Raw genomic sequence first — 25,554 nt, 5'->3', positions numbered from 1 at the left:
AAGTTTTAGTTTTTATCTTTCCCTTTCTTCTGTTGAAAAATCTCAACATAAATTTACTAAAAACATTAATCCTTCTATAGTACAAACATAGGATGACAACAATACGCGTAATAGTTAATTACAAAACTTTGCGCCTTAGCGTCTGTGAGATTAAAAAACTCAGCGAATCTCTGCGCTATCTTTACGAATCTCCGCGCTATCTTTGCGAATCTCTGCGAAACAATTAAACATAAAAAAAAGGCAGCACTTTATCAGAGTGCTGCCCAAGAGGTAAATTGTAATCTACATTTTAAAATTAGATTTTAAAATGCCGCATTAAGCGTACAGTTTTTGGTAAACTACTATAAGAAAGCTAAACGCAGGTTATTCGTTTATGATATCGCCTTCTTTAGTTTCTTCGCTGGCAATTTTTACCAGTTTATCTTTCGGGTTCAAATCACCGAATATTTCGATTTTATCGTCGATTTCTCTTCCTTTTTTCACATCAACTCTCGTTGCTTTATGATTGATTACTTTAATCACATACAAACCTTCAGCAGAACTCACCAATGCCGATTTTGGAACTACAAACGTACTGTCTTTTGCGTTAAGCGGTAAAAGCACTTCAGCAACCATTCCTGGCAATAAGTTTTTCTTAGTATTGTGTACATCCATTTCGACTCTTTCAGATCTTAGTTTTAAATCTAACGCTCCTGACATTCTGGTAATGGTGGCTTTAAAAGTTTCCGGTAATGATTTTACATTAAAACTCATTTCGTCGCCATTGTGTAAATATCCTGTATAAAGCTCAGGAACAGAAACTGCCAAACGCAATTTATCCTGTTGCTGAATCGTCAATAAAGGTAAATCAGACCCTTTTCCTGCCGGACCAACAAACGTTCCTAAATTTACATTTCTTGCTGCTACAACACCATCAAAAGGAGCACGAATTTCAAGATAACCTCTCATAATCGACACTTCTTTGTGAGCGGCAACTGCAGCCTGATATTGTGCGTAATCTGAGTTTTTCTTTCCGTTGGCCATTTCTAAATCATTTTTAGAAATCGTTCCTTCGACTTTGCTCGTTTCGTACAAACGGTTATAAGTACTTTTGGTTGTAGCATAAATGGCTTCCATCGATTTTAGCCTTGATTCGGCAGCAGCCAGTTGAGAACTGATTTCCGGAGCTTCAAGAACGATCAAAAGCTGTCCTTTTTTTACTTTGGTACCAATATCCACTTTTAGCAATTTTACAAAACTGCTTACTTTTGCGTACAAATCTACTTGTTGAAAACCGGTTAATTCGGCTGGCAAACGCAATTCTGTAGTTAGCTTTTCTTTCTCTAAAGAAAATGTTTCTGTTTTAGGTTCAATTTCGGCAGTAACGGTTTCTTCTTTCTTAGAATTACAACTATTTAGAAAAAATACGGCTACAAAAAATAATGCGGTCGATTGTATAATGTTATTTTTCATTTTTCGGATTTAATGATGAGATATAATGGATGCTTTCTTCGTCTTCAGGATCTAAAGAAACAGATTGTGTTGTTGTTTTTTCTTGTGCCCAGGCAAAAATCAATGGCAAGATAAGCAATACTGCAAAAGTCGAAAATAATAATCCGCCAATTACAGCTCTACCTAACGGAGATACCTGATCGCCACCTTCGCCATGACCAATTGCCATTGGTAACATTCCCGCAATCATCGCAACTGATGTCATGATAATAGGACGAAGCCTTAAAGCCGCAGCTTCACGAGCCGATTCTAAAGCGTTTCCGTTCTTTTTACGTAACTGTTCTGCATTCGTGACCAATAAAACGGCATTCGCGATCGAAACCCCAACCGACATAATGATTCCCATATACGATTGTAAGTTTAGTGTAGAACCAGTAATCGTAAGCATTAATAACGCTCCTAAAACTACCGCAGGAACTGTGGTTAAAATTACTAACGAAACCTTGAACGACTGGAAATTAGCGGCTAACATTAAGAAGATTACAAATATGGCAACCAATAATCCGACTTGTAAACTGCTTAATGTTTCTACCAGTACTTTACTCATTCCGATTGGAGTAATGAATAACCCCCTAGGTAATTCTCCCAACGAACTGATGGTCGCATCCACATCTTTTACTGCCGTACCTAAATCGGTCTGGCTAATGTTGGCTGTAACGGTAATGTACGGCATAGCCCCTAAATTGTCATTTTCACCACTTACAAATCCGGGTGTAATTTTGGCAACGTCACTTAAAACAGGACGAAGCGAGTTTTTTAATACTGGAATCTCTCCAATATCTGTTTTACTCTTCATTTGATTCAACGGAACCTGAACCTGAACGTTGTATGATAATCCGGCTCTTTCGTCGACCCAGGTATTTTTCTCTGTATATCTTGATGATGAGGTCGATGCTACAAGCGATCTCGAAATATCATTCATATCTACGCCCAATTCGGCAGCGCGAGTTCTGTCGATGTCAATATTCATAGCTGGATAATGAATAGGCTGACCAATTTGTACATCTCTGAAATAAGCAATCTTTTTCAGTTTTTCTACAATTTGAGTAGCATATAATTCATTTCGTTTTTTGTCTTTTCCGGCAATACGAACTTCGATAGGAGTAGGGGAACCCTGACTCAAAACTTTATCCGTTAATTCGATTGGTTCAAAAGAAAGTTTTACATCCGGAAGCACTTTTTTAATTCGGGCTCTAAAGTCGTCCTTAAAGTTGTCCATATCCGTATGATATTCTTTTAAACTCACCTGAAATACTGCTTCATGCGAACCTGCCATGAACAAGTAAATAGGGTTAATCGAGAATAACGACGGGTGTTGTCCTACATATACAGACGAGATTCCGATATGTTCTTTACCCACCATTTTTTGCAATTCTTTCAAAACAATAATGGCTTTTTCTTCGGTACGTTCTAAACGGGTTCCGTCGGGAGCACGCATTCTTAACTGAAACTGACTTGAATTTACTTTCGGGAAAACATCTTTTCCAATGAAATTGATAAAGACAACCGCCAATAGCGTAATTCCAACCAAATATATTATAGCTGTTGCTTTTTTATAAGGAAACAATCGATCCAGCGTTCGCATAAAACGGATTCTGAAACGCTCGAAAGCACCAATCTTTCCATTATTGTCGATATCCTCTTTTGAGACCATTGCTTTTTTCTGCGTGATCAGATCTTTTTCAGATTCCGGTGTTAATCCGCAATCGTTAAACTCTGCTTCATCATCAGTGATATTAGGTCCATGTTCGTGTTTTGGATGTGCTTTCATCAGCCAGTTTGCCATTACAGGCACAAAAGTCTGAGAAAGTAAAAACGAAATTACCATCGAGAATCCAATTGCTAAAGCCAAAGGCAGGAACAACGCTCCCGGAATACCAACCATTGTAAATGCCGGAGCAAATACCGCCAGAATACAAAGTAAGATCAACAATTTAGGCAAAGCAATTTCCTGACAGGCATCCCAAATAGCGAGCGCCTTGGGTTTTCCCATGTCGAGATGCTGGTGAATATTTTCGATGGTTACGGTACTTTCATCCACCAAAATTCCAATTGCCAAAGCCAATCCGCTTAAAGACATTAAGTTGATCGTTTGCCCAAATAATTTCAGGAATAAAACCCCTGAGATAATCGAAATAGGAATCGTTAAGATTACAATCAAAGCCGCACGTTTGTCACCAAGGAAAAGCAATACCATTAATCCGGTTAAAACCGCTCCAATAATTCCTTCTGTAATCAAACTTTTTACCGAATTGATTACATAAACCGACTGGTCAAATTCGTATGATAATTTTACATCTTCGGGTAATGTACTTTGAATTTTAGGCAATTCGGCTTTTAATTTCTGAACCACATCCCAGGTCGAAGCATCTCCAGCCTTTGCAATGCTAATATAAACCGAACGTTTTCCGTTTACCAAAGCATAACCTTGTGTAATATCGGCACCATCTTTTACAGTGGCAACATCGCCTAATTTTAAGTTTTGAACGCTTCCTTTAAACAACGGAATGTTTTCGAAATCCTTAACTTCTTTAATTGTATTATTGGTTGGTGTAATGTAGTTTACATCGCCCATTCTCACGTTTCCTGACGGAGCCGTCTGGTTGTTGATACGAATAGCTTCAACCACCTGATCCGGTGTCATATTGTGCGAACGCAATAAATCAGGATCTACGTTAACCTCGATAGTTCTTGGGCTTCCGCCAAAGGGTGCCGGCGATAATAAACCCGGAATCGAAGTAAACGAAGCACGAACATAAACGTTGGCTAAATCCTGTAATTCGTTATTGGATCGTATTTTACTGCTCAAAACCAATTGTCCAATTGGCAAAGAAGAAGCATCAAAACGAATGATAAACGGAGGTTGGGTTCCCGGAGGAAATGCCGCCTGGATTCTGTTCGAAAGCGAACTTAATTCGGCAGCAGCCTGCGCCATATTTGTGTTTTCATAATAGGTTAATTTCATGATCATTAACCCCTGAATATTTTTGGTTTCTACCGATTTTACACCATTGGCAAAAGGTAAAATGTTGACATAAGTCTTAGCAAAATAAGCTTCCATCTGGTCTGGCGTATAACCCCCAAAAGGATGTGCAATATAGATAACCGGTAAGTTCATTTTTGGCAGGATATCTACCTTAATGTCCTGTATGGCACCAATTCCGAAGAAAAATAGACCCGCAACCAATACTAATATGGAGATGGGTTTGCGGAGTGCAAAACGTATTAAATTCATTAGGATCTAATTAAAATTCATTTATAAATAAGTCAAAATTGCCTGTCGCTGCTACTTTAAGCAAAAACGATTGCCACACATTATTGTTGACGATATCACGGTCGATTTCGGCGCGATTTAGTGTATATAAAGTTTGCGTAATATCTGTAAGATCAGTCAAACCATTTTTGTATAAAGTCGATTTTTGCAAGTACGCTTTCTTGGCTGCATCGACCTGAATTGGCGCTTCGGCAAAGTTGTCAAGAGTAATTTGTATTTTATCGTCGGCTAGTTTCAATTGTGATTTCAGTTCTCTGTCGGCCTGGTTGTATTCTTCCTGTAAACCTTGCGAAACATACTTTTGGGCACTTACTTGTTTACTTGCTCTAAACGGAGTCGTAAGATTCCAGCTAATTCCAATTCCGACCAAATAATTGGTACGATCCGGATTTACGCCATCCCAGTAATTTCTGTTGAATGAATTCTGATCTGTAATATAGTCGCTATTAAAACCTGAGGCACGTGTTTGCAAAACACCAAACGCACTCATAGTTGGATAATAAAAACGCTTGTATAATTTTACTTGTTGATTGCTGTAATCAATTTTCGTTTTATAGAATTGTAATAAAGGATGCAAACTGTCTGAAGTTGCCGTTCCTTTAAGAACCTCTTTCGGGATATCGTTTACAAATAAAGTATCTGTCGCGAAATCCTGAGGTGCAACGCCCATCAAATCAACTAATTTATTGTTTTGTTCCTTGACGAAGTTTTTAGCGAGATTCAAAGAGATCTTTGCTTTCGAAACTTCGGCTGTAGCCAATGTAGAATCGACTCCTGCCAATAATCCGTTTTTAACGCGGGCTACAGCAGTTTTCTTGAAAATTTCGGCACGGCTTAAATTCTTTTGTTGCGAAATCAGTAATCTTTGGCTGGCAAGCAGATTCAAATAAGCAGCAGCAATTTTAATTTCCTGTTGAAATTCTTCTTGTTTCAAATCTTTTTCCTTGGCCTGAACATCGATTTTAGCCAAATTGATTTTTTCCTGAATTTTTCCGAACGTGAAAAAATCCCAGTTCATGTTGACCAGATACAAAGCACCAAAAGCCGAGTTCCAGTTTTGGTCCGGCAATGCAGGTCCGGAAGAAGCTGTTCCTAAACCATTAAAACCGTACAAAGCACCGTTTTGCCCGTTGATTGTTCCGTAATCCTGTTGTGCCGATAAATTAAGATTGGGCAGATAATCACGCTTGGATTGTTTGAGCGTCTCGCGTGAAGCATTGGTGTAATTGCTTTTTGCTTTGATGGAACCGTAGTTTTCTAAACCTGTTTTAATGGCTTCTTTTAAAGACAAGGTTTGTGCATAACTACCACAAGCAAAAATCAAGAAAACTAATAAAGTAATTTTTCTGAAGTACATAAAATTAGTGGTATGAAATTGATAGAACAAAATTATTTGACTTAAGCTGATATATGTCATCTTAAATGATGTACTGCGATAATAAATGACCAATTGAATTCGTCATTTTTTGGAAAAATAAATTAAATTTTTGTTCGTACTTTGTAGACTATTTAAGTATTAAAAATGAATAAAAAATTTGATAACATATTGGATAACAAATGGTGGCAGGAAGTTGCCGTTGTTGCCTTTTCATTTACGATTTACACGTTAAAAAATGACTGGATGTTATTTAGTTCGTTTACTTCCATATTAATGGGCGTTTTTTTCTACTTGGTTTTATACATGCACGCACAATTCAATCGTTTCTTTCTTTTGCCCATCTTATTCAAAACCCAACGCCCTATAACTTATATCATTTTAACTCTTTTTGGCGTCTTTGTCTTTTCGGTCGTTTTATACGAGGTCACTATGCTGGATATGTTTAGCAATTGTCATTTGTATCAAAACTCACATCAACGGAGTTATGCGTATCAACTGGCAAGTGTTTTAGGAACTTTGGTTTGTATTTTAAGCCCAATTATTGTGTTTAAATTCTATAGAATTCACAGAAAAAAAACGAATGAAACCTTATTGTTTAATGAAATGCAATTGAACTCGCTGAAAGGACAACTAAATCCTCACTTTTTGTTCAATACCTTTAATACGCTTTACGGAATTAGTCTTGAATTTCCCGAAAGAACTCCGGATTTGATCATGAAAGTATCGCAGTTAATGCGTTATCAGTTAGAAAGCAATAGCAAAAAATGTGTTTCTCTCGAGGATGAACTGGAGTTTATAAACAGTTATGTACAGCTCGAAAAAGAACGTGTTGGATATCGATGCGAAATAACATATGATTTTAAAATTGATAATGAAAATGCGTATAAGATTTCGCCGATGCTCTTGATTGCTTTTATCGAAAATGCCTTTAAACACGGAACATGTGCGATTGAAAAATGTTACGTAAGAATTTTTATAACTGTCGAAGAAGGACAATTACATCTTCATGTTGTCAATTCAATTCCTACCAAAAAAACAGATGTGGTTTCTACCAAAATTGGTTTAAAAAACACGATAGAACGTTTGAATTTGATTTACGGAAAAAATTACAAACTGGATATTCAGGACGATAAGAACACTTATATTGTAGATTTTAAAGTACAATTGAAAAAGTTTGTAGAATGAGAGAATCCAAAAAATGTATAATTGTAGATGATGAGCCGGCAGCGCATTATGTGTTGGCGAATTACATCAAGCAAAATCCGCAATTAGAGTTGGTTTTTCAGGGTTATAATGGTATCGAAGCAATGGATTATCTTCGTGAAAATTCCGTAGATTTGATGTTTTTGGATATAAATATGCCTGAAATATCAGGAATGGAATTGTTGAAGATTCTTCCAACACATCCTAAAACAATTCTAACAACGGCCTACTCTGAATTTGCTCTCGAAAGTTATGATTACGGTGTGATTGATTACCTTTTGAAACCTATTTATTTTCCAAGGTTTTTAAAAGCAATTGATCGTTTTTTTGCTACCGAAAGTGTAAAACCCAAAACAGAAGAAACAGTCGTAAATTCTGTTAGTGTAAAAGTCGATGGTTATTTGATGGATATCGAATTAGACCAGCTTTTGTTTGCGCAGAGTTTTGGTAATTATGTGAAATTATATACGACCAAAAGAACTTATCTGGCATCAATTACAACCAGTGAATTAGAGAAATGTTTACCGGAGAAAAATTTCATGCGCATTCATAAATCATATATTGTAGCGCTGGATAAAATTGAAGCAACAGACAAAGATTTTGTTGTGATAAAAAACGAAAAATTACCCGTTGGGATTACCTATAAAAGAGAATTATCTGATAGGTTAAAAAAATAAAACCCGAAATAAGTGCTTACTAATTCAACTATTTCAAAATGAAAGCCTGCAATGATTTTTCTTGTGGGCTTTTTTATTTCTATTCGGGCTTTATTATAAAATGATTATGCTACTTTTTGTTTCCAGATCGATAGATTTACTCCTTTAAAAATAAGCCATAAGCTGAATGATAATTCGGCAAGTAAACATGGCATTAATAAGGCTATACTAGAAAATTGTGGTGCAAGTATTAATACAAAACTGTTCGTTAAATAACATATTCCTGCAACTGTCATTAAAACGCCAATTGTTTTAGGAAAGTATACTGATCTAAAAATTAAATATCCTTCAAGAAGACATACAAACCCAAAAAAGATCAATCCAATACCGAAACCAAAATCGTGAAGCTTGATTGAAAGATAAGATAGTGTATGCAACTGATCCGGCGTAAAAGATTTAAGATATTCTGCATCTCCCAAAAAGAATAATGCAGCTAAAAGATTTAACTTATTGAGTACCAAAACTGCCGTTTGTATCAAATTAAAAGACAAGTTAAGCAGGGCCAGTTTCTTACTTACCGGTTTTAAAAGGTAATACAAAATGATCATTACGGGCAAATCGCAAATATGCATGATCAGATCAGCTGTAATTCCCATTTTCCATAAAAAGTCAGCGTGCATTATATTGTTTGCAGTTGCATTGGCATCTCCGGAAACAAAAAGTTTATTTCTAACAAGAGCTTCAGCACCAATTCCCATCAGAATAATAACCAGATATAATATTCCGGCTATACGGGCATAAAGTTGTGGTGAACTTTCGAAATTCTTAAAACTAAATTTCATTGTTTTGTGGTTTTGGTTTCATATAAGACGGCTTATTTAGGATAATGTTACTCTTTCTTTTAACATTTTTTTTTAATTTCATATTTACTTCAAAATAAAGTAGTAATTTTAATACGTTATTTTAAGGAGTGTTGATTTAAAACCATAATGATGAAAAACCTTTTCTATATTATTACCTTTTTATATAGTAGTTTTTTAATAGCACAAAATGGAGTTTCTCCAGATAAAGTGGTTACTCCGCCAGAAAAAGTATTGTTTACTTTTCAAAAAGAATATCCCGGTAAAGTTCCAGTATGGAACCTGAAATATGTTGGTGACGATGATGATGAAATTCGTTATGAAGCAAAATTCAAAACAAATCCAACTACAGAAGTTCTGGCAGTTTATGATAATTTAGGAGTTCTAAAAGCTTTTGAATCTCAAATTCCGCTTAGTAAACTTCCTCCAAAAGCTCAGGCTTATTTAAAGAAAAATTATCCCGCCAAAGCCATCAAAGAAATTGCCGTAGTCGTAGACGATAAAAACAAAACCACTTATGAAGTGGGAATACAAAAAAACTCTAAATTTTATGATGTTGTTTTCGATAAAAATGGTGGTTTTGATGTCATCGTCGAAAAAGATTAAATCTCGAATACTTACTAACTCAATATATTTCTAAATGAAAAACCCGACAGATTTTAATCTTGTCGGGTTTTGTTTTAAGAATCAAAGCTCACAGGTTTTTAAAAGGATCAATCCTAAAACCTGTGGATATAGAAAAAATTACCACGGAGAACGCAAAGTTTTTTAAATATACTAAGTTTAGAAAAACACACACAAAGTTCACAAAGCTTTGTGGACTTTGATTGTGTAAACACTACTTAAATCTTAGTGAACTTTGCGAAAAATCTTTGCGTTCTCTGCGTTAAAAAATAATTAGGGAATATAAAATTTTTAATGTTTCTCCACAACATTCAGTGTTGATACTTTTAAAACCTGTTAGGTTTAGCACTATCATTTATTGAATAATTTATAATTAATTAAAGCATCATTCCGCCAGAAACCTCAATGCGCTGAGCGTTTACCCAACGTGCTTCTTCGGTACATAAAAAAGCAACAACACCACCAATATCATCAGGCAAACCAACTCTTCCTAAAGCCGTTACTGATGCTATTTGTTGATTCATTTGCTCATTATCACGAACAACACCACCGCCAAAATCAGTTTCTATAGCACCTGGAGCAACAACATTTACCCTGATTTTTCTTGCGCCTAATTCTTTTGCCTGATATTTTGTCAAAGTTTCAATTGCACCTTTCATAGCAGCATATGCGGCATAACCAGGAAATGAAAAACGAGCCAAACCAGTTGAAATATTCACGATTCCGCCACCATCATTGATGATATTCAATGCTTTTTGAGTCAGGAAAAATGGTCCTTTAAACTGAATATTAGTCAATTGATCGAATTCAGTTTCTGTTGTTCCAATGAAAGAATTGTGAATTCCGATTCCAGCGTTGTTGACAAGGAAATCGAATTTATCAGTTTTAAAAGTGCTTTTTAAAGTTTCTGAAACATTGGTAAAAAAGCTGTCAAAAGTACCTGAATCAGCCACGTTTAATTGTAATGAAGCTGCTTTTTGACCTAAAGCTTCGATCTCTTTTACAACAGCATCAGCTTCGTCTTTTTTGCTGTTGTATGTAATGATAACATCGATTCCTTTTTTTGCAATTGCAATTGCCATGTTTTTTCCTAAACCTCTGCTACCACCTGTAACAAGAGCTATTTTTGTATTTACTGCCATTTATTTAAATTTTAGATTTTAGAATATAGATTATAGAATATAGATTGTTGATTATTTAAAGTATTGCCACAGATTAAAAGATTAAATTGATTAAAAAATCTGCTCAATCTGCGTAAAAAAATTAAACACATAGAAACATAGATTATATTTTGTGTTAATTAAAAATCGGGAATTAAAAAATTAAAATCTGCGTAATCCGCTAGATCTGCGTGAAAAAAATAATTTTTAATTTTTAATTCTCAATTTTTAATTAATTCCCATGTAATGCATTAAACGACGCTTTTAATTCCGGTACACTTGCATTTATTCTTGTTGCACTGGTTCCGAAGGTAAGTTCGTCTTTTCCTTCTTTTAATTGTTCGAAAATAGATGCGATAAAATCACTTACGCTTGGATGTGCGTCGTGTAAACCAACACCTCCCAAATCTGTATTCAAAGCTGGCGGAATAATCTCGATTACTTCGATATTTTTTGCTTTCAGAATATGGCGAAGTGATAATGTAAACGAACGAAAAAATGCTTTTGTAGCGGAATAAACTGGAACTTTTGCAAAAGGAGAAAGCGCCAGTCCTGATGTTACATTCATTACAGTATTTAAGGATTTTAACTGAATAAAAAGGGATGTCAAATGTAACGGAGCTTCAATATTAGTCGCAAGTTCTGATTTCATGCTTTCGTAAAAGTCAGCATCTGTAACCGAAACCCATTTTTGAATTCCTGCATTGTTGATTAAAACATTTAAGTCAGGATGATTTTCCGCAATCCATTCGTAAAGAGCTACGCGTTCAGCTTCGATTGCCAGATCGCATGCTTTTGTAATTACATTTGGAAATTTTGCTTTCACTTCATTCAAAACAGATTCACGTCGACCGCAAATAATTACGGTATTGTTTTCCTGAATAAATCTTTCGGTTAATCCAAGTCCGATACCGCTTGCACCACCTGTTATTAGAATTTTGTTGTTTGATAAGTTCATCTTTTTCGATCTTTTAAATTGATAAGACAAAGGTAGGAGCGAAGTAGGGATGGGGAATTGTAAATATCAAATCGATGTTTGCGAAATTCAAATCAGAGTTGTGAAATTCCAATTTTTTGAAATTCAAAATTCCAAATTCCAAAACTGAAATCTGTGATCAAAATTCAAAAAAAAAAAAAGAAATTCCAATTCTCATTTTATGTCTTCCTGAGCGAAGTCGAAGGACACGCACTGTATGGATTCAGCATGAGATCCTTCGACTTCGCTCAGGAGGACAAACTCTTAAGAAACTATTCTGCGCAATCTAAAAATCTAAAATCTAAAAATCTAAAATCTAAAATCTAAAATCTAAAATCTAAAATCTAAAATCTAAAATCAGCTCCTAAAAGCCAGTGGCGTAAATGTTGTTTGTTTTTTAAAGAAATTAGAAAAATGCGCCAACTCTTCAAAACCAAGTGAAAAAGCAATTTCAGAGATGTTCCAATCCGTTTGTTTTAAAAGGATTTTGGCTTCATTCGTTAATCTTGTGGTGATTAATTCGGTGGTTGTTTTTCCGGTATTTTCTTTTAATACCTTATTCAAATGATTGACGTGAACGGATAATCGTTCTGCAAAATCTTTGGCTGTTCTTAGTTCTAATCTTTGGTTTGGTGATTCTATTGGGAATTGTCTTTCCAATAATTCAGCAAATAATGAGGAAACTCTTGCAGCCGAATTATGTTTAGAATATAAAGCCGTTATAGGCTGTAATTTTTGTCCAAAGTGAATTAACTCAGCAACATAATTTCGAATCAGATCGTATTTGTAGATATAATCTGAATTGATTTCTTTTTGTATTTTATTGAAAATCAATTCAACTTCAGCAACCTCTTCATCTGTAAGCTGAAAAATAGGATATCCGTCTGAAGAAAAAATAGGCAATTCGTCTAAGTCAATTCCGCTTTTATTTTTGGATAAAAACTCACTCGTAAAAACACAAAATTGCCCGGACTGGTTGGTGTCTTGCGGTACATAATTGTATGGGATTTTTGGCGTAGCGAACAAAAGGCCTTGTTTTTCGATTTCGATTATTTTATCGGCATATTCAGATCTGTTTTTTCCTCTGATCAAACTTATTTTATAATACGCTCTTCGGTCATAAGGCATTATTGATTTTCCCTGCATACGTTCTAAAAGTTCTTTAATGTCAAATACATTAAAATGCCCAATTTCTTTTTTGATGTCGTTGGGTAATAATGAACTTGGTTCTATTGAAGAACCTTCGGTGATGTCCTGATAAAATGAATCGAGTGATTTCATAAGATGAATTGTAAAATTCAAATATACGAAAAAAATAGATTTTAGTTTCAGGTTCTTTGTTTTGGGTAGATTTAACCGCGAGGTGCGCAAGGGTTTTACGCAAAGGGCGCTAGTAATTTCTCGCAAAGACGCAAAGTCGCAAGGCAATAAACTTTGCGACTTTGCGTCTTTGCGAGATTAAATAAGGCAGCTTTGCGAACCTTGCGGTTAAAAAAGGCTCCCCTGAATTAATTCCGGCTGAGGATTACTGCCAAAAGGAAAAGTTTCTAAGATAAAATATTGTCTTTTAATGGGATCAAATTCTCTTAAAATAATGGCATCACATAAAAACTTCATATTAATTGTAGTGAATAAATCACGGGCAATTTGGATGTTTTCAGGCGCTAGATTTCGTCCTATTGAAATATGAGGATCGTCGCTTCTGTCTTTACTGGCAATCAGAAGTGCTTCCTGAATTTTTTTCATGATAGGTTTTAGGTCTGCTTTAGAATTTTCGCTCGGGGATATAAAGAAAGCCCGACTTTCCTCATAAGCGTTAAAATGATCTAAATGAATTTGAACAGGAGTTAAAGTGTCAGCGATTTTAAAAAGTTTCTGTATGTACTTAGCAAGTTGATTTTCATTTGCTTTAAATCCACCAATTGTAATATGCGCCACAGAATTGCAGCTGCCGTACCATCCAATTCTATTAAATAATTCTAATTTTTGTTTTTTGATTATCTCAATTCCATCTTCTGAAGGATGAAAAACAACAGAATATTTCTTTTCCATTTTTGCATCTGGTTTTATGCAAATTTAAAATTTAAATTTCATTGTCAAATTCACGTAAAAATAATCTTCGTCCAGAATGGATTAAAATCCATCCCTACAAAATAAATCGAACCTCCGGTTCTTTAAGTTGATGGTGTTTTTGTTATTAAAATTTAAATTGAGCAGTCAAAGCCCCATAAAAATAATCTTTTCCTGTACCAACCTCTTTTAAGAATGAACCAGCATTAAACCAACCAGTTTCAAGTGTAAAGGAAAGAAAGTCATTCATAGCATAATCTAGATTTGAAATCAATTGAGAACCTATAAAACGTTCTGTAGTGTCTTTTCCGGAATACAATAATTGCATATTGGGGGCGTATAAACCGTCGCTTAAAGTTTGCCTCCAAAAAATATCATAATCAAATCCGAGACCTAATTTGTCGGTTAAAGTAAAATTAATCGACGGATGAATATCAATTAAATTAGATGGACCAATTAAGGCTACTAATCCGAAATAAGCGCCTCTTGGATATAAGGGATTAAAGGTTTCTAAATGATTATCATCTGAATGTCTATCACCTGAAATAATTTCTGTTTTCAATCCGATTTCGGGACTGAATTTCACGTTTTCAAAAGTATAACAGGCAAAAGAGGAAATGGTCCAGGCGGAAATTGTTTTCTCACTTATTTTTCCGAATTGGTAAAGTGCTTCAAAATCGTATTTCCAGTTTCCTTTGTTTTTCCAGATTCTGGTTCCTAAAGAGTGTCTGGTTTCTTCTCCAATAGCATCGTCAAATACGGAACGACTCTTCCATAATCCTAAGTAATACAAATCGATGTTTTCTACAACTGGTACTTTATGAATAACCGTATAACTTCCCCAGAATTTGGCATTTTCATTAAATTCATCATTAAAGGTTCCGGTTTTATTCGCGATCGGATGAGTGAAAAAGGCATCTGTCTGCCAATTTCTATTTTTATAAAACAATTTGATTCCGTCAAAAGCAAGTCGGCTGTTTGGACCTTCTCGAACTGCTACCAAACGCTGTGAACCGTACATCATTTCCTGTCTTCCGGAACGTAATGTAAATTGTTCGCTTTTATTATGAATAAAATCTATATCTAAAAATGCCTGATGAATATCGAGCTGATTTTCATCTACCGGACTCGGATCTATTTTGCTGTTTGCCAGACTGCTTTGCAATTCTACAAAAGTTCTGAAAACTCCAAAATGAACATCAGCATGAAGCAGATAACGGGAAAGTAAATAGCCGTCGCCTTCGTCAGATTCATCGCCCCATTTATCATTTACGGTGTACGTGTATTGCCATCTGGCTTCCCCGCCAATAGAGGCAAAGTAACTGCTGTTTTTGCTGAGCGGAATATATTTGATTTTTTCGTATGCGTTTTTGGTCGAATCTGTTTGTAAATAAGTAACATCATCGTCATACCGCAACTTTTGAAATACAGGGTTTTGTTGTGCATTTGTGGCTGAAATGAATCCCAAAAGCAGCAATAATCGGAATAGTGTGTTCATAATTTAGTTTTTTTGATATCCGCCAAAATAGTTTACAGGACTCCAATCCGGAATTGCTTTTAGTGTAGGTTGTGCAAAGTTTCTAAAATCATTATCTGCATAAACTACTTTACCGTTTACAACTGTAAGTTTCGATTCGATGTTTAAAATTTTCTCTTCAGGCGTGTTAAAATAATCATCAGAAAGAATGGCAAAATCGGCTAATTTATCTGCTGTGAGCATTCCTCTGTCTTTTTCGATATTAATTAACTGTGCGCTTCCGTAAGTAAATAATTTTAGCGCCGTTGTTCTGTCTACTATATTTTCGTCATTCATATATTTTAAACCGCCCAGTGTTTTTCCTGTAGTTAACCAATATAAACCAACCCACGGATTGTAACTTGCTACACGCGTTCCGTCAGTTCCCATTCCTACTTTAATTCCTAATTCTAATATTTTCTTTAGCGGAACTGTGTTTGCAGCTGCTGTTTTGCCATATCTTTTTATGAAACTTTCTCCCTGATATGCCATTCTATGCTGAATCGCCAATCCGCCGTTCAGCGCTTTTATGCGTTTTAAGTTTTCTACGGAAACCGTTTCTCCGTGATCGAAGAACCATAAAAGTCCGTTTAGGGGAGTTTCTTTGTTGATGTCTTCAATAACATTTAAAAATCGGGTGATGCTTTCATTATAAGTAGCGTGAATTCTAAATGGCCATCTGTTTTTTACCAATAAAGACAAAACTTCTTTTAATTGTCCTTCCATCGCAGGGCTTAATTCAGGTCTTGGTTTGTCGAAGTTTTCAAAATCTCCGGCACTCATTACTAAATTTTCTCCTGCACCCTGAACATGGTATTCTACTTTATCAGAATGGTGATCGTCGTCACAGCCTTCACCAATTTCAACCGTCTGCATCCATTTGGTATAATCGTTTAGTTCTGTTCCTGCTTTTTGTGCAAACAAATAATAAGGCATTCTAATGGTTAAATCGCTGTCTTTGCATAAACCGTTGGTTACGCCGTAATCGTCTGGGAAATTTTGAAATCCGCCTCCTGCATCCATAATTGCTGTTACGCCAAGTCGGTTCATTTCGGTCATAAATTGTTTGGTCGAATTGAATTTTTCTTCTTCTGTTAATTCCGGAAGTTTAGCAAGAGTAGAGTATAAAATAAAAGCGTTTGGTTCTGCCACTAATAATCCGGTTGGGTTTCCGTTGGCATCTTTTTCAATCAATCCCGCATTTGGGTTTGGTGTATTGGCATCTATTTTTAAGGCTGCGATTCCGGCTTTGTTTAGATAAGCGTGACCGTATAAATGAAGAATAAATGCCGGAACATCGCCTGTAGCTTCATTAATTTCTGCTAAAGTTGGTAATCTTTTTTCTTCAAACTGATAAGCATTCCATCCGCCAACAACGCGAACCCATTGGCCTTTTGGCGTTCTTTGTGCTTGTTCTTTTAGCATTGCCAAAGCTCTTTTTAGAGAACGAACACCATCCCAGCGCAACTCGGTATTAAAGAATCTTCCACCGCGTATAATATGCATGTGTGAATCGAATATTCCGGGAATAATTACCTTTCCTTTGGCATCTATTACAGTTGTGTTTTTGTTTTTTAGTTTTAAAATGTCGCTGTTTTTTCCGGTTTTAAGGATTTTTCCATCGGCAACAGCCATTGCTTCTACAATCGTGTTTTTATCGTCTAAAGTATGAATTACAGCATGATGAACGATAAGTGTGGCTCTTTTGCCTTGAGCGAAAACAGGCAGGGAAATGATGAAAAGAAATGCGAGTATTTTGAAAGAGAGTTTCATGGTTGTGGTATTTTTAGTTGGTTTTGAATGATTTAATTAAAAATTGAGAATTAAAAATTAAAAATTATTTTTTCACGCAGATTTGGCAGATGATACAGATCTTTAATTTTTTAATTCCCAATTTTTAATTGAAAATTAATTAGTGTTTCAACATTTCGTGAGCATATTGAACTCCAACACCGTAAGCACCACCGTATTTTTTAACTAAATCTGTTACAGGTACATAAGTTTCCTGACGAGCCCAGTCGCGTTGTAATTCTAATAAATATTGTAATGAAGTTACAGGATGAGCACCTGCCTGAACCATACGTGTTACGGCCATTTCGTGTGCTTCTTTAGAAACATCGCCACTTGCATCTGTAATTACATATACATCATAACCTTCGTTGATTGCTGATAATGCTGGCCCAACGATACAAACGCTTGTCCATAAACCTGCAAAAACCAGTTTCTTTTTACCTTTTGCAACTATAGCTTTATGAGCAGGAATATCTTCCCAGGTATTCATTGACGTACGATCGATGTAGTTTGAAGTAGCTTTTGGATAAAATTCTTCGATTTCACGAAAAACGGGTCCGCTAAATGATTTTTCGGCAACGGTTGTTACAATGGTAGGAACTTTGAATATTTTTGAAGCTCCGGCAACTAAAGCGGTGTTGTTTCGAAGTTGATCGATTGGAATGTTATTTACTGCAAATGCCATTTGGCTTTCGTAATCAATAAGTACTAATGTGTGGTTGAAAGGATCTAATTGTGCAGGACTTGGTTTTTGAGAGAATCCAATAAAAGTTACAAATAATAATGCTGCGGTAAGGATTAATTTTTTCATGATAATTTATTTTTGTTGTGAATAAAAAGGTTTTTTAAAAATATTTTGTATTTGATTTTCAGTGTTTTGCATTCAGATTAAATGCGTTGTTTGTAATGTTTTGATTTTGAATGTTTTTCAAAAAAGGCAATAAAGTTCCTAACGATATATCGTCAATTTTTTATTGGATATTCGTGAATGAAATGTTTTAAAGCTTTTTAATGAATTTTAAAAAGGAAAATTCTGGTACCTATATTTTTCCTTTTAGATGTAATCGGTGAAGGATTTCTGATTTTAATAAACCGCTTCCTCCTCCAAAGTGTTCAATTACTTCGACTTCGGGTTGTTGTTCTAAACAAAAAGAAGTGAACTTTTTTTCGACATGATCTTCGATTCCGGAACTCAGCAGAACAATGTCGATTTTGTGATTTTGAAAGTATTCCTGAGCTTCATTCTCGTGATGAAAAGCAACTGCGTTCCAGTTTTCATCTGCATTTACAAGTCGAAGTAAAATGGCCAGGATTGCTTCGTTTTTTCCGAGTAATAAGAATTCAAGAGTTTTCATAATCGTTTTTTTTGTTAAGTTTCTAAGAGGCTGAGTTACTAAATTTTTTTAGGCTTTAATTTTTCAGTTGGATAGAACTTGTAATTTGTTTTACAAATGTATTCGTTAATTCAATTTTGTTCGCTTAATCTAGGACAAGAAATATAATTTTCTACAATTTGATGATTTCAGGTTTAAGACGGCAGCTTTTTTAAGAACTAATAATTTGTTTGACAAATGTATTGGTTAACTCAAAAAGCATGACTTAATCCAGGACAAGAAATCAATCTTTAGTCGAAGTATGTTTTTCAGGTTTTAGATTCAGTTTTAAAAAGAACGATTCATTTATTTGACAAATGTATTACTAAGCTAAAAGGTAGTCGCTTAATCTAGGACAAGAAATTAATTTTGAGTTTTTGAAAGCTAATTTAGGAGTTTAAGCGGTAGGATTTCTATATCGTTTTTTAAATAAATAATAATTTTAACGAAAAAAGTTTAAGTTATAATTGTTTGAAAAAGAGGCGTAATGTCAAGTAAAACAATAAATTAAAAATTGAATCATTATAAATAAGAGAAAAAAAAGAGTATCAAATGTGGAAACCCGTAATGTTTTCTCTAAAGTAGCTTGTAGATTTGTGTTATAGAAATTGATATTGACGTTGTTTTTGCCTTTTTAAACAGCATTTTTTAATTTCTATGTTACTGTTTTTGGAGAAACATTTTTTTTTAGAATGAAAATTTGACACCATTTCATAGTGGATATCTTTGTATAAGTTTGCAAGACATACGAGAAAGTCTAATTTTTATAGGGTTTTTAGATTTTGTTAATCAAAGTCTGAAAACCCTTTTTTTATTAGCTAAATAGTAAAATTCCAGTAATCCAGAAATGAATATGGTCCCAATTGATTTTGAACTTTTGAGGTGTAAAACCATAGAAATTTTTAAAAGCTGCCGAAAAATGAGACACATCTTTATAGCCACATTTGTATGCTACATCACTAACTGTCGAAGCTTTATTCTGAAATAATTCTTTTGCATGCTCCATTCTGAGTTTAATAATATAACTTTTCACCGTAGTTCCAAAACAAGCTTTAAACCCTTTTTTTAGTTTAAATTCATTTAGCGAAATCAACCTTGAAAGTTCTGCCAATGTTGGTGCGTGAACATAATCGTTGTCTAGTATTTGTTTGGCTTCTAATAATTTATTGTAATCGTCTTCATCAATTAGATCTTTTTGTATGGGTATGGTAATGATTGTTTCAAGCTGATGTATAAGCAGTTCCCTGATTTTAGTTTCGATGTACATTTTTTTTAGGGGACCCTGACGGTTGCAGTTCTTTATTTCGTGAATAACCCATTGAATTGCCGGCGTAAAGGGAATATATTTAGAAGTAAGATAGCTGGATTTTTTAAGCAGGATATTTTTTGAAAATTTGTCATGAAGTTCCCAATCTTCATTGATTATATTGTAATAAAAGTCTTTTGACAAGATTATAGAAAAGTAATTAATTTCTTCAAAGGCAGGTATTTTTATAGTTGCTTTATAGTTTGTAGCGTAAAATATATTATGAGTATTCTTTTTTGAATATTTTTCGGTTTCTAATTGATCAATATGAGTTTCGACGTTATTGCAGCAAATAAAATTCATCACCACAGATTCTTCATCGATTTCAAAAATGATCGTTTGAGGCGTTGAAAAGAGCATTTGTGTATCGAGCAAAACCATTCCTTTGGTGATTAAATGATGGCTCTTAATTTGTTCTGAATCACCATTTTTTATATTGACATTCTCTTCTGTTAAATAATTTTTCGGGTAATAAGTGTCACCAATTTCAATTTGAATAAGTGACTTTTCGTGTGCTAAAATTTTCGATTTGATCTTCAAAATATAATCCGTTTTTACAAAATAATAATCCGTTTTTCCCTATCTTTTTTCGAGTTGTTGATGGTACTTTTGCGCCAAAGTTATTTATAATTAGTCTAATTAAAGATATGACAACTCACAAATTTTTATTTTTTAGTATATTTTTTTTCTTTTCGGTCTTATCGCATTCCCAGCAAAATCAGGGTTTCTTCGTCAGTGGAGAGGTAACAGAAAATTCCGGACAAACAATTCCGTATGCCACAATTAGTATAGAAAAAACGAACTTTAGCATGATTTCGGATGAAAACGGGAGTTTTGTTTTCAAAAATATAAAGCCGGGAAAGTACACTTTAAAAATCACTGCAATTGGTTTTTCGAACTATAAAAAAAATATTGAAGTTTCATTGGCGGATGTCAATTTTAAGGTTCGCTTAGAAAATGAATTAAACGAATTGGAAAGCGTTACGGTTTTAGGACGTACAGCAACCGATAAAGTAAATAAACAAGCTTATAATGTAACGGCTCTTGATGCTAAAAAACTTCATAATACTACGCTTGATTTGTCTCATGCTTTAGACAGAGTTTCCGGTGTTCGTGTTCGTGAAGCTGGTGGAGTAGGTTCAAGATCAGAACTTTCGATAAATGGTTTCTCGGGAAATCAAATCAAGGTTTTTATTGATGGAGTTCCCATGGATAATTTTGGATCTTCTTTTCAGCTGAATAATATTCCTGTAAACCTGGCTGATCGTGTCGAAGTTTATAAAGGTGTTGTACCCATTTGGCTGGGCGGTGATGCTTTAGGAGGTGCGGTGAATATTGTGACAAACAGCAAACCAAGAACTTATGTTGATGCATCTTATTCTTTTGGATCTTTTAATACGCATCGTTCTGCTGTAAATGCGGGTTATACTGCTAAAAGCGGTTTTACAACAGAAATAAATGCTTTTCAAAATTATTCAGATAATAATTATTGGGTCAATGTTGATGCGGCCAATTTATTTTCAGGTCAATATTATCCAAATCAGCGTGTACGAAGATTTCATGATAATTACCATAACGAAACTGTGGTTGTAAACATTGGAATTACTGGAAAAAAATATGCTGATAAATTGTTATTTGGCCTTACAGCAGGTCAAAATAAAGCAGACATTCAAACGGGAGCAAGGATGGAAAGTGTGTTTGGATCTGTTTATTCGAAAGGAAATATCCTGATGCCAACTGTAAAATATCAGGTTAAAGATCTTTTTACAAAAGGCTTGAATTTTAACCTTACGGGGAATTTTAATTTTGGAGAAGAAAAAAATATTGATACCGTATATATCAGATATAACTGGTTTGGCGAGAGCAGAAAGTTTGACGGTTTAGGAGGAGAACGCAGTCGTACGTTGCGCAAATTCAAAAACAATAACGGAATTGCTACAGCAAATGCCACTTATAGTTTGAACGAGAGACATTCATTTATGTTAAACAATACCTTCAATACTTTTGATCGTAAAGAAAGTGATGAGTTAGTTCCTGAATCTTTAGTGTACAAACAACCTAAAAAATCACAAAAAAATGTAATAGGACTAGGTTATAAGTTTGATTATAATGAGAAGTGGAGTACATCTGTATTCTTAAAAGATTATTCCCTAAAAACGACTTATTCCAGAAGTTATAACCCATCTGGAAATACCGGAGATATTGCATACCAGCAGTATGTAGACCATACTTCTGTAATGGGATACGGTGGAGCAACAAGCTACTATATCAGACAAAATTTGCAGGTAAAAGGATCTTTCGAAAAAAGTTACCGTTTGCCAAATCCACAGGAAATCTTTGGAAACGTAAATGAAAATATTGCCGGAAATCTTGACCTTAAACCGGAGACCAGTAATAATTTTAATGCTGGAGTGAGCTACCAAACTAGCTTTAGAAAAGTAAATGCCATGACATTTGATCTGAACTTTTTGTATCGGGATGCTAGAGATTTTATACGTTCTGAGCTGAATATAAATCAAACCATGCAAACCAACGTCAATCAGGGCCGAGTGACGAATTACGGAGTAGATACAGAGATTCGATATTCGTACAAAAACCGATTTACTGCGGGTGTAAATATGACTTATCAAAATCTTCGTAATATGACAAAATATGAGCCAGGCCAGGAATATGTATCGCTTTTTTACAAAGACAGGGTGCCAAACATCCCCTATTTATTTGGAAATTTTGATGCGACGATATTTTTTAATGATTTTATAAAAAAAGGAAATAATTTATCTGTAGGATACAATCTTCTCTATGTCTATGATTATTATTTGTCATGGCCAAGCCGTGGTATTCAGTCTAGTAAACTGGATATTCCAACACAGTTTAATCACGATATAAATATTGTTTACACGCTTGCAGACGGAAAATACAATATAGCTTTTGAATGTAAAAATGCATTAGACAATAAGCTGTACGATAACTTTTCGTTGCAAAAACCAAGTCGTGGCTTTTACCTCAAATTCAGATATTTTTTCGATAAATCACGTAAATAATTTAATAATTCAAACCATAATAACATGAAAAAAAGTAGCAAATTAATTTTGTTCTCAGCTTTAGTAGCTTTTACAACGTTCTCTTGTAGTAGTGATTCTGATAAACCCGGAAATGAAACAGGCGGTGGAGTAGACACCGGAAAAACAAAATATTTAATTACTGCCACTACGGGAGCAGCAGGAATTGCAGATTATTTGTTGACTGCTGATGATATTTCTAAAGGGTCTATTACTACAACCGGTAATGGTATCGAACAAGACGGATCTTACCGCTATTACATTACAGCGCAAAATAATTTTTTTAGTTTATTATACGGACAAGGAAATCCTGGTGCTGTAACAACTTATAACCTTAATGCAGAAGGAAAGTTAATTAAGAAATCTAATTTTCAGGCAGAAACGGTACACGTTTTTACAGCTGTAAACAAGGATATTTTAACGATTAAAGTTCCAAGAAGCGGTGCGGCATCTATTGCTCAAATGTATAAAATTGATGCAGAAAAATCACTTATTACAGGTGAGGCGCAACAAGACACGAAAAAATTAGCAGGAAACGGCGAAAGAGCCTTTTTTACCTGGGCAACTCAGGTGGGCGAAAAAGTGTACATGCCTTATATGAGTATTAAAGGTGACGGAGTTGATAATTTTGGAACTAAAAACCCGGACAGTACATGGGTTGCGGTATATACATATCCGGAACTTAAATTAGAAAAAGTGATCAAAGATAACCGTACCAGTTATTTAGGAGGTTATTTTACAAACGGATTGTATCAGGACGAAAACGGAGATGCTTACGGTTTCTCAGGAGCAGTTGCTACAAGCAATTCTGTTGTAACTTCTACTAAACCATCTGCTGTGGTAAAAATTAAAAAAGGAACTACAGAATTTGATAAAACGTATTTCTTTAATGTACAGGAAAAGTCAGGAGGATATAAAATTGCTTCATCCAGCTATATCTCTAAAGGAAAAGTTTTGCTACAAATGTATGGTACGGCAGGAACTAATAAAGGTGCTGCAAAACTGGCAATTGCTGATGTTTACAATCAAACTTTTACATGGGTAACTAATGCGCCTGAAACAATTAGTTTTACAACAGTAGAAAGATATAATCTTGTTAGCGAAGACGGTACATCTGCTATTGTTGGTATTAATACTCCCGAAGGAAACTGGATTTATACAATCAACGGCTCAACTGCTGTTGCTACTAAAGGAATAAAAGTTGAAGGTGGTCAGATTACTGCAATTGCAAAATTAAAATATTAAAAATTGGTTTCTTTTGGACCGTAGGCCTTTCGGGGCTTGCGGTTTTTTTATTTATCTTTTTATACGCTACTAATTATGTTTTCTTTTTCAAAATCAAATACAAATAAGAAAAAAAGTAAAAAATCGCTTTTCAAGCGTATTATGGCCTGGTTGCATTTATGGCTCGGACTGGCTTCCGGTATTATTGTGGTCATTGTTAGTTTAACGGGGTGTATTTATGTTTTTGAAAACGAAATTAAAGATTTTATCGAAGACTGGCGTTTTGTAGAACCTCAGGAAAAAGCTTTTTTATTGCCCTCGCAATTGGTTACAATTGCAGATAAAACCATGAAAGGCAATCATGCCACAAGTGTTACTTTTGGATCCAAAGAGGATGCTGCTATTGTGGGGTATTTTATCGAGAAAAAAGAAAGTAAAGACGAAAAAGGAGAACATAAAAGAGGAGGAAAAAAAGGAAATCTTAAAAATGACACGGCTAAAAATGGGAGTGAAAAAGGAAAATCTGATCTAAAACCGCAAGGAAAAGGCAAACCAAAAGGGGAAAAAGAAGAAAAGCCCAGAAAAAGAAGAAGCGGTGTTTTTACCAGCATTTATATGAATCCGTATACTGGAGAAATATTAAATGTAAAATCTTTTTCGAGAGGCGAATCTCCCGATTTTTTCAGATGGATATTAAACGGCCACCGTGCTTTATGGCTACCTTATAATATAGGAAGGCCAATTGTGGGTGTGGCAGTTATAATTTTTGTTATTTTATTAATTTCAGGGATAGTGCTTTGGTGGCCAACTAAATGGATTAAGTCCATTATTAATAAAAGTTTTAAAATAAAAACAGATGCCAGTTTCAAACGCGTCAATTATGATTTGCATAATGTGCTTGGGTTTTACAGCTGCATTTTTCTATTTTTTATTGCCGTTACCGGTTTAGTATGGAGTTTTGACTGGTGGAGTAAATCACTATACTGGGTTACATCCGGAGGAAAACCATTAGTCGAAAGCCGTGAATCCCCAAAATCAGACACTACAAATGTTAAGACTTTTAATCTTACTACGGCTGATAAAGTTTTGTTGAAGATGAACAAACAAAATCCACAGGCAGCCGGAATACTAATTTCGATTCCTGCGAAACCAGCAGATCCTATTGGAGCTTTTGTTTACAAACAAAAAAATACCTACTATAATATGGACAGGTATAATTTTGATCAGCAGACTTTAAAAGAGATTTCAATAAAGTCGACTTTTTCAGGAAAATATATCGATGCTAATATACCAGACAAAATACGAAGAATGAATTATGATATTCATGTGGGAAGTGTACTGGGACTTACAGGGAAAATTATTGCTTTTTTTGCCAGTCTAATTTCTGCCAGTTTGCCTATTACTGGATTTTTAATTTGGTGGGGAAAACAGAAATTTGGTAAAAAACCAGCTGCATCTCCAAAAGTTGCCACAAAAGCAATTCCTATTACCAAAGCTAAACAAGTCTTAGAGAAAGAAATGTCAGTTTAACGGATTGGGAATCCGTTTTTTTATAGTTTTTGATGTTGGTTAAAGGCAAAACTTTATGAGTTT

19 protein-coding genes are annotated in these 25,554 nt (G+C 34.7%); 6 read left to right on the top strand and 13 right to left on the bottom strand.

Translation table 11 applies throughout. The features are described from left to right. Positions 1-363: 363 nt before the first annotated feature. The 3 genes from ACIDC4_RS23255 to ACIDC4_RS23245 are packed head-to-tail and all read right to left on the bottom strand — an operon-like array spanning position 364 to position 6,122. Positions 364-1,452, bottom strand: coding sequence for an efflux RND transporter periplasmic adaptor subunit (locus tag ACIDC4_RS23255; RefSeq protein WP_412043525.1), 1,089 nt, complete (start codon positions 1,450-1,452; stop codon positions 364-366). Further along, complete coding sequence (locus tag ACIDC4_RS23250; protein WP_412043526.1) at positions 1,442-4,726, bottom strand: efflux RND transporter permease subunit; 3,285 nt, start codon at positions 4,724-4,726, stop codon at positions 1,442-1,444. Before ACIDC4_RS23250 ends, ACIDC4_RS23255 begins: the two co-directional genes overlap by 11 nt. Positions 4,727-4,736: 10 nt before the next feature. Continuing rightward, on the bottom strand, positions 4,737-6,122 hold the full coding sequence (locus ACIDC4_RS23245; protein ID WP_412043527.1) for a TolC family protein: 1,386 nt from the start codon (positions 6,120-6,122) through the stop codon (positions 4,737-4,739). 165 nt (positions 6,123-6,287) lie between these two features. On the opposite strand from ACIDC4_RS23245, the gene ACIDC4_RS23240 reads away from it, so the two are divergent. Together ACIDC4_RS23240 and ACIDC4_RS23235 are read left to right on the top strand one after the other, a co-directional pair. Continuing rightward, positions 6,288-7,328: a sensor histidine kinase gene (locus ACIDC4_RS23240; protein WP_412043528.1), complete on the top strand. Its 1,041-nt coding sequence runs from the start codon at positions 6,288-6,290 to the stop codon at positions 7,326-7,328. Further along, complete coding sequence (locus ACIDC4_RS23235) at positions 7,325-8,023, top strand: LytR/AlgR family response regulator transcription factor (RefSeq protein WP_412043529.1); 699 nt, start codon at positions 7,325-7,327, stop codon at positions 8,021-8,023. The genes ACIDC4_RS23240 and ACIDC4_RS23235 overlap by 4 nt, the downstream gene beginning before the upstream one ends. A 104-nt stretch (positions 8,024-8,127) precedes the next feature. Here the strand turns inward: ACIDC4_RS23235 and ACIDC4_RS23230 are convergent, their stop codons facing one another. Beyond that, positions 8,128-8,844 carry a DUF4386 domain-containing protein gene (locus tag ACIDC4_RS23230; protein WP_412043530.1) on the bottom strand — a complete coding sequence of 239 codons (717 nt, stop codon included), beginning with the start codon at positions 8,842-8,844 and terminating at the stop codon, positions 8,128-8,130. A gap of 147 nt (positions 8,845-8,991) precedes the next feature. Between ACIDC4_RS23230 and ACIDC4_RS23225 the strand changes: the two genes are divergently transcribed. Beyond that, positions 8,992-9,468: a hypothetical protein gene (locus ACIDC4_RS23225; RefSeq protein ID WP_488381167.1), complete on the top strand. Its 477-nt coding sequence runs from the start codon at positions 8,992-8,994 to the stop codon at positions 9,466-9,468. A gap of 395 nt (positions 9,469-9,863) precedes the next feature. Here ACIDC4_RS23225 and ACIDC4_RS23220 read toward each other — a convergent pair whose 3' ends face one another. The 9 genes from ACIDC4_RS23220 to ACIDC4_RS23180 all read right to left on the bottom strand — a co-directional run bounded on the left by ACIDC4_RS23220 (position 9,864) and on the right by ACIDC4_RS23180 (position 20,218). Then, a complete protein-coding gene (locus ACIDC4_RS23220; protein ID WP_412043532.1) occupies positions 9,864-10,628 on the bottom strand; it encodes an SDR family oxidoreductase in 765 nt (254 codons plus the stop codon). A 250-nt stretch (positions 10,629-10,878) separates the two neighbouring features. Beyond that, the gene (locus tag ACIDC4_RS23215; protein ID WP_412043533.1) at positions 10,879-11,604 is read right to left on the bottom strand and encodes an SDR family oxidoreductase; all 726 of its coding nucleotides are present in this window, start codon (positions 11,602-11,604) and stop codon (positions 10,879-10,881) included. Between the two features lie 375 nt (positions 11,605-11,979). Beyond that, a complete protein-coding gene (locus ACIDC4_RS23210; protein WP_412043534.1) occupies positions 11,980-12,903 on the bottom strand; it encodes a helix-turn-helix domain-containing protein in 924 nt (307 codons plus the stop codon). 207 nt (positions 12,904-13,110) lie between these two features. Next, positions 13,111-13,674, bottom strand: coding sequence for a 2'-5' RNA ligase family protein (locus ACIDC4_RS23205; protein WP_412043535.1), 564 nt, complete (start codon positions 13,672-13,674; stop codon positions 13,111-13,113). A 145-nt stretch (positions 13,675-13,819) separates the two neighbouring features. After that, positions 13,820-15,190, bottom strand: a complete 1,371-nt coding sequence (locus tag ACIDC4_RS23200; protein ID WP_412043536.1) for an alginate export family protein — start codon at positions 15,188-15,190, stop codon at positions 13,820-13,822. A gap of 3 nt (positions 15,191-15,193) precedes the next feature. Then, the gene (locus ACIDC4_RS23195; protein WP_412043537.1) at positions 15,194-16,981 is read right to left on the bottom strand and encodes an amidohydrolase; all 1,788 of its coding nucleotides are present in this window, start codon (positions 16,979-16,981) and stop codon (positions 15,194-15,196) included. 139 nt (positions 16,982-17,120) lie between these two features. Beyond that, positions 17,121-17,810, bottom strand: coding sequence for a hydrolase (locus ACIDC4_RS23190; protein ID WP_412043538.1), 690 nt, complete (start codon positions 17,808-17,810; stop codon positions 17,121-17,123). 229 nt (positions 17,811-18,039) lie between these two features. After that, the gene (locus tag ACIDC4_RS23185) at positions 18,040-18,354 is read right to left on the bottom strand and encodes a hypothetical protein (RefSeq protein ID WP_230039430.1); all 315 of its coding nucleotides are present in this window, start codon (positions 18,352-18,354) and stop codon (positions 18,040-18,042) included. Positions 18,355-19,186: 832 nt separating this feature from the next. Further along, positions 19,187-20,218: a helix-turn-helix domain-containing protein gene (locus tag ACIDC4_RS23180; RefSeq protein ID WP_412043539.1), complete on the bottom strand. Its 1,032-nt coding sequence runs from the start codon at positions 20,216-20,218 to the stop codon at positions 19,187-19,189. 107 nt (positions 20,219-20,325) lie between these two features. Between ACIDC4_RS23180 and ACIDC4_RS23175 the strand changes: the two genes are divergently transcribed. The 3 genes from ACIDC4_RS23175 to ACIDC4_RS23165 all read left to right on the top strand — a co-directional run bounded on the left by ACIDC4_RS23175 (position 20,326) and on the right by ACIDC4_RS23165 (position 25,491). After that, positions 20,326-22,719 (top strand): TonB-dependent receptor, encoded by a 2,394-nt coding sequence (locus tag ACIDC4_RS23175; RefSeq protein ID WP_412043540.1) that lies wholly within the window; start codon positions 20,326-20,328, stop codon positions 22,717-22,719. Positions 22,720-22,743: 24 nt separating this feature from the next. Beyond that, complete coding sequence (locus ACIDC4_RS23170) at positions 22,744-23,982, top strand: DUF4374 domain-containing protein (RefSeq protein ID WP_412043541.1); 1,239 nt, start codon at positions 22,744-22,746, stop codon at positions 23,980-23,982. Positions 23,983-24,057: 75 nt separating this feature from the next. Next, complete coding sequence (locus ACIDC4_RS23165) at positions 24,058-25,491, top strand: PepSY-associated TM helix domain-containing protein (protein ID WP_412043542.1); 1,434 nt, start codon at positions 24,058-24,060, stop codon at positions 25,489-25,491. Positions 25,492-25,554: the final 63 nt, after the last annotated feature.

Origin of the sequence: Flavobacterium sp. C3NV (genome assembly GCF_046825355.2) — a bacterium.
GTDB lineage: Bacteria > Bacteroidota > Bacteroidia > Flavobacteriales > Flavobacteriaceae > Flavobacterium.
Note: the sequence above shows the minus strand (reverse complement) of the source record. Positions and strands in the feature narration are given on the sequence as shown.

Bases quoted from the DNA above. Each gene is read 5' to 3' on its own strand.
- ACIDC4_RS23195 (WP_412043537.1), bottom strand. From the start codon at position 16,981: ATGAAACTCTCTTTCAAAATACTCGCATTTCTTTTCATCATTTCCCTG.
- ACIDC4_RS23245 (WP_412043527.1), bottom strand. From the start codon at position 6,122: ATGTACTTCAGAAAAATTACTTTATTAGTTTTCTTGATTTTTGCTTGT.
- ACIDC4_RS23240 (WP_412043528.1), top strand. From the start codon at position 6,288: ATGAATAAAAAATTTGATAACATATTGGATAACAAATGGTGGCAGGAA.
- ACIDC4_RS23255 (WP_412043525.1), bottom strand. From the start codon at position 1,452: ATGAAAAATAACATTATACAATCGACCGCATTATTTTTTGTAGCCGTA.
- ACIDC4_RS23215 (WP_412043533.1), bottom strand. From the start codon at position 11,604: ATGAACTTATCAAACAACAAAATTCTAATAACAGGTGGTGCAAGCGGT.
- ACIDC4_RS23165 (WP_412043542.1), top strand. From the start codon at position 24,058: ATGTTTTCTTTTTCAAAATCAAATACAAATAAGAAAAAAAGTAAAAAA.
- ACIDC4_RS23190 (WP_412043538.1), bottom strand. From the start codon at position 17,810: ATGAAAAAATTAATCCTTACCGCAGCATTATTATTTGTAACTTTTATT.
- ACIDC4_RS23250 (WP_412043526.1), bottom strand. From the start codon at position 4,726: ATGAATTTAATACGTTTTGCACTCCGCAAACCCATCTCCATATTAGTA.
- ACIDC4_RS23230 (WP_412043530.1), bottom strand. From the start codon at position 8,844: ATGAAATTTAGTTTTAAGAATTTCGAAAGTTCACCACAACTTTATGCC.
- ACIDC4_RS23175 (WP_412043540.1), top strand. From the start codon at position 20,326: ATGACAACTCACAAATTTTTATTTTTTAGTATATTTTTTTTCTTTTCG.
- ACIDC4_RS23200 (WP_412043536.1), bottom strand. From the start codon at position 15,190: ATGAACACACTATTCCGATTATTGCTGCTTTTGGGATTCATTTCAGCC.
- ACIDC4_RS23235 (WP_412043529.1), top strand. From the start codon at position 7,325: ATGAGAGAATCCAAAAAATGTATAATTGTAGATGATGAGCCGGCAGCG.
- ACIDC4_RS23170 (WP_412043541.1), top strand. From the start codon at position 22,744: ATGAAAAAAAGTAGCAAATTAATTTTGTTCTCAGCTTTAGTAGCTTTT.
- ACIDC4_RS23185 (WP_230039430.1), bottom strand. From the start codon at position 18,354: ATGAAAACTCTTGAATTCTTATTACTCGGAAAAAACGAAGCAATCCTG.
- ACIDC4_RS23205 (WP_412043535.1), bottom strand. From the start codon at position 13,674: ATGGAAAAGAAATATTCTGTTGTTTTTCATCCTTCAGAAGATGGAATT.
- ACIDC4_RS23225 (WP_488381167.1), top strand. From the start codon at position 8,992: ATGATGAAAAACCTTTTCTATATTATTACCTTTTTATATAGTAGTTTT.
- ACIDC4_RS23210 (WP_412043534.1), bottom strand. From the start codon at position 12,903: ATGAAATCACTCGATTCATTTTATCAGGACATCACCGAAGGTTCTTCA.
- ACIDC4_RS23220 (WP_412043532.1), bottom strand. From the start codon at position 10,628: ATGGCAGTAAATACAAAAATAGCTCTTGTTACAGGTGGTAGCAGAGGT.